This window comes from Endozoicomonas sp. YOMI1 (assembly GCF_024606345.1).
In the GTDB taxonomy this organism is placed as follows: Bacteria; Pseudomonadota; Gammaproteobacteria; order Pseudomonadales; family Endozoicomonadaceae; genus Endozoicomonas.
Map to the genome: position 1 here is coordinate 1 of NZ_JAHHPM010000483.1, position 4,003 is coordinate 4,003.

The 4,003-nt window shown below is 45.8% G+C and carries 3 protein-coding genes; 1 reads left to right on the forward strand and 2 read right to left on the reverse strand.

Annotated features, from left to right (window positions below; translation table 11 throughout):
* Positions 1–140 precede the first annotated feature (140 nt).
* Together KDK15_RS16955 and KDK15_RS16960 are read right to left on the reverse strand one after the other, a co-directional pair.
* The gene (locus KDK15_RS16955) at positions 141–518 is read right to left on the reverse strand and encodes a hypothetical protein (protein ID WP_257296571.1); all 378 of its coding nucleotides are present in this window, start codon (positions 516–518) and stop codon (positions 141–143) included.
* A 28-nt stretch (positions 519–546) separates the two neighbouring features.
* The gene (locus KDK15_RS16960; RefSeq protein WP_257296572.1) at positions 547–912 is read right to left on the reverse strand and encodes a hypothetical protein; all 366 of its coding nucleotides are present in this window, start codon (positions 910–912) and stop codon (positions 547–549) included.
* Positions 913–1,219: 307 nt separating this feature from the next.
* Between KDK15_RS16960 and KDK15_RS16965 the strand changes: the two genes are divergently transcribed.
* A complete protein-coding gene (locus tag KDK15_RS16965; protein WP_257296573.1) occupies positions 1,220–3,880 on the forward strand; it encodes a hypothetical protein in 2,661 nt (886 codons plus the stop codon).
* Positions 3,881–4,003: the final 123 nt, after the last annotated feature.

A 4,003-nucleotide genomic window follows, 5' to 3' on the forward strand; every position in this document is an offset into this window, starting at 1 on the left:
AGCCAGAAATATACGATTCCATTTGGCCAACTACTTATCAGGCTGCGCTGAAACACTAAGGAAATGTCCCTGAATAACTTCCTCTTTTTGCCACGGAGACACGGAGTCACAGAGGAAAGTTTTTTTCTTATCTCAGTGCCTCAGTGACTCAGTGGCAAGGTTTTTTCTTCACTGGGCAACATCGGAAATGTGGAAGTTATTTCAGGACAGTTCCCAAGGTGGCTCCCGGTACCCACCGAGCAGCTTTCAGGGCTGTTTTGCACAGTTGGCCGCACAAATGTGCCATCATTTCCCGGATTATGGGTATTTGTTACCAAAGGCTCTGGCTGTGATTTTACCGGGGCAATATTCGCTGGTTGGGTCAAAAACCGGACTTTTTTGGGGGCAGGGGCAACCGGTTCATGGGATGATGACTGGGCTGTTGCCTGAGGTGTGGGGGGTGTCTGAGTGTCATCCGGGGCTGCAGGCTTTGGTGTTGTAGTCTGAACATTCAGGTTGCCCGGCGATCGATAATTCACTGTCCTGCAGGCAATTTTTGACGGTTATCTAAACCATTTTTTCTAACTTCAAAACCAACTGATATTGGGAAAAATTCACAAAAAAATCATTTTGAGGTTGAATCCCGGCATGGTTTTGTTTATCCAAAAAGTGGGGCAGGTAGTTGTTTAATACATTTTCAAATAACTCAACTTCTCGGTCACTGAGTGATTTATAGGCATCTACAGCAGGAGCCGAAGAAACATCCACCCTGTTATGCTTATAATTCAAAATGGCATCGAGAATATTTTTTCCCGCGTTTGAAACTTTAAACTTTGAAAGGATACCTTTCTGATTTACTGCTGGCACTGTTGCCCGATCAGCACATTGATCAGAACCTGAAAAGCTAGCCGTTTCTAATGAACTATTCATCATATTTACACCCGTTGAGATTTTTCGTCAGCATAGCTTTTCAGTTTGCCTTTATCGATTTAATTCCCAACGAAAGCGAAAACACTTATTGCCTCATAGTTGCGCTTGATGAAGGGTATTTAACATTTTTTCCGGGGTAATGTGCCAGTCTCTGCCCCAGACACCGGTGGCGTCATTGGGACTGATGAATTAAACAAAGCAGGGAACTTAATTAAATACGATCAATCTAAGGTCGAAAGAACGTGAAAGAACAATGGATCGTACTGAAATTACCTATTGGCGGCACCTGAAAAACTAAATCGGAGTCTGTATGAATCGTGCGGAATCATTCACTCATTCAAACCAAAATCTTGTCCACCAAATCGTTGGTGCTTCCATCTCAAACTCATCCTCAGGCTCCTTCAATGGCAGCTCCATAAGCAATGCTGCCATGGCCTCAGGAAAATTATGCCCGCCAAATGATACAGAGGCTCAACCGGCCACCAGCCTCAATCAATACGGCAGTATCTCAAGTACAACCGGTATTCCTTACCTTTCCGGTCTGTTATTTAAAGCGGGAACGACGGCTACATCGGAACATGTTGACCCGGTTACCCGCAGCCGTGCCATATCGAAAATAGAGCAATTATTGCAAACTATCCAAGGCACAATCACAGGAACCCTGACCCCGGGCTCAAGAGCGCCGATTGTCAATACCCCGGTTTGGTTAACACCCGTGGTAATGACCGGCGGTTTTGCCAGCGGGCAGCTGGCGGCAGGAGGGCCACTGAGTAATTATGAAATAGAACTGGCCAATCAGTTAGGAATATCAGTAACCAGCGATCAGCCCAATGATCTTGAAAACATCAGGTCATCACTTAACCGCATCTGGTTTACTGAACCGCATTCTTCCCGTCTCTGCAACATGCTGCTAAGGGGAAAATACCGTGTGAACGCACCTGAAGAAGCCGTTATGTTAATTCTGATGGCGCTTCACTGGTTCGGACACGATAACAGGGCTGAAGATCTGATTAACACAATCTCCCCATTTATGGGAAAAGTCAGGTTTTTCCCTGAACCTGCCGAACAGCCACTGCCACTGGACGGTAACCTGGCCATGAAAAGCGTGAAAGATGTACTGACTCAACTGGACAAACGTTTTGGCCCTGACCCTGAACACAAAACCACTACCCGGCAGCGATTAGATAAAAATGCACTGGTATTTGATCAGTGGCTGCCACTGAAGGATCGGCTTCTGGCACTGATCCAGGATACAGTAGAAGGGGATTTGCCTTATTACAACACTGATGGGGAGCTATGCGGCGGCATGCCTCTGGCCACAGTCACACCAGAGTGGTTAGGTAAAGCCATACAGTACCAGGCAGATAGAGAGCAGATAACAGCGCAACACCCCGAATTGATGTACCGCACTACCCGCAAACGTGGCAGTGAGCGGATTCTGCAACGTTCATTGGAAATATTACTGGCGTACCTGCCGGAACGTTGGTGCTCCTCCGATACGGAAGGTTTTCAAAAAATCCAGTCCACGCTGAGAAAAACCCTGGCAGATATCCATCGCAAGCAGGGGTTGCCTGAAACTGAACAGTATCAGAAAGCTCTGAACCAACGCCAAAGCTGGCTTGAACAATACAAACAGTCATGTCTTACAGGCCAGTCACTGATTAGGCAGCTGCAGCCGTTAAAAGACTGTGTTCAGGTAACACCGGACGACCTGACAATGGACGTAGCAGGAATGCCCGAACCGGTTAAGAAATTGCTGGCAGCACTTCAGCCAAGACCGCTGAGTGAACTGCTTGAACGGGGAGATATCACCTCTGCTGAAGTACTGGCCAGCAAATACCTGGAGATTGTACCCATTGTAAGAAGTGACAGTATACTTGACCCCGACCTGGCCACTTTGTTCGCACAAGTTGCACAGGCCTTCAACAGACGACGATCTCTGCTTCTGCTGAATTTGCAATCTCAGGTCAGGATGGAAGAACTGCCCTGGGTAAAACATTTACAGGCAATTACTCCCATAGACCAGGGCAAAAGAGTAAAGAACGCAGAAAAGCTTATCGCTGATATGGTTACTCAAGTCTTTACCTGTTTTCCCCAGACCATTTTGCCCAATAGATTTATCAATTCATTTGGTCAATTGATCAAAGAACTACCAGAATGCTCTATGGGGCAACTGCCACTGACTGAGGAGCTTGCAACCGATATATTCCAGAATCGATTTTCTGAAAAATTCCTTAAGGCCGCCAAACAGGCAGCCAGCCTGATGCAGGGAACACTTTATGAAAAATATTACCGGCTTGATTACGGAGTTATAGCCAATCTTGAAAAACCTGGAGATCTTTATGATCTATGCCTGGATAAAAGTGATGCCCGCATACACACTTGGACTGATAATAATTATGTCCATAAATACGCTTGGCCCTCCGAAAATGGGAAAGTCATTGAGTGGCAACAGGTGATCACCACGCATAATCTGGCCACATTGACCAAGGCATTAAAACTGTCGGAACAATTGAGAGGTAAGGATGGGCAGAAATTGAGCCACAAAATTGCCGACTGGATAGTGATCAAATGTACACGCTATAACCCCGGCAATCCTGATAAGATAAGATTGCAGGAACATAAAAATATTGCCTATGCTTTTCGTCAGATGATGTTTTTCCTCTCTTTTCAACCCGACGATGTTCAATTATCCGTGCTGGAAAAATTAAAAGTCATTCCTCAAAAGCTGGACTGTAAAATCAGTGCTTTCAACATCGAAACACCAGAGCCAACCGGGGTGGATGATAAGGGTGATGTTGAAATGACGACAACAGGTGAAAATGATCGCGACCTTAAGGAAAAGAAACAGTTGCTAGCCAGGCTGAACAAAAAGAAAGAACAGGTAGACACTATGATTAATACCCTGGAGATGGTTTTAACTGGCCAAAAGACACAAGAGCCCCCAAAGCCATTTACGGCCTGGTTATAATATCCATTCAACAATGGTTGTTTACTCCCCCTTAATCAAAGGGAACCAGTCTGTTTCGTTCAAAACAGCCATGAGCGAAAAAGACTCGTTTCTGACTGACAGCCTGTCACTGACCTTCCAGAC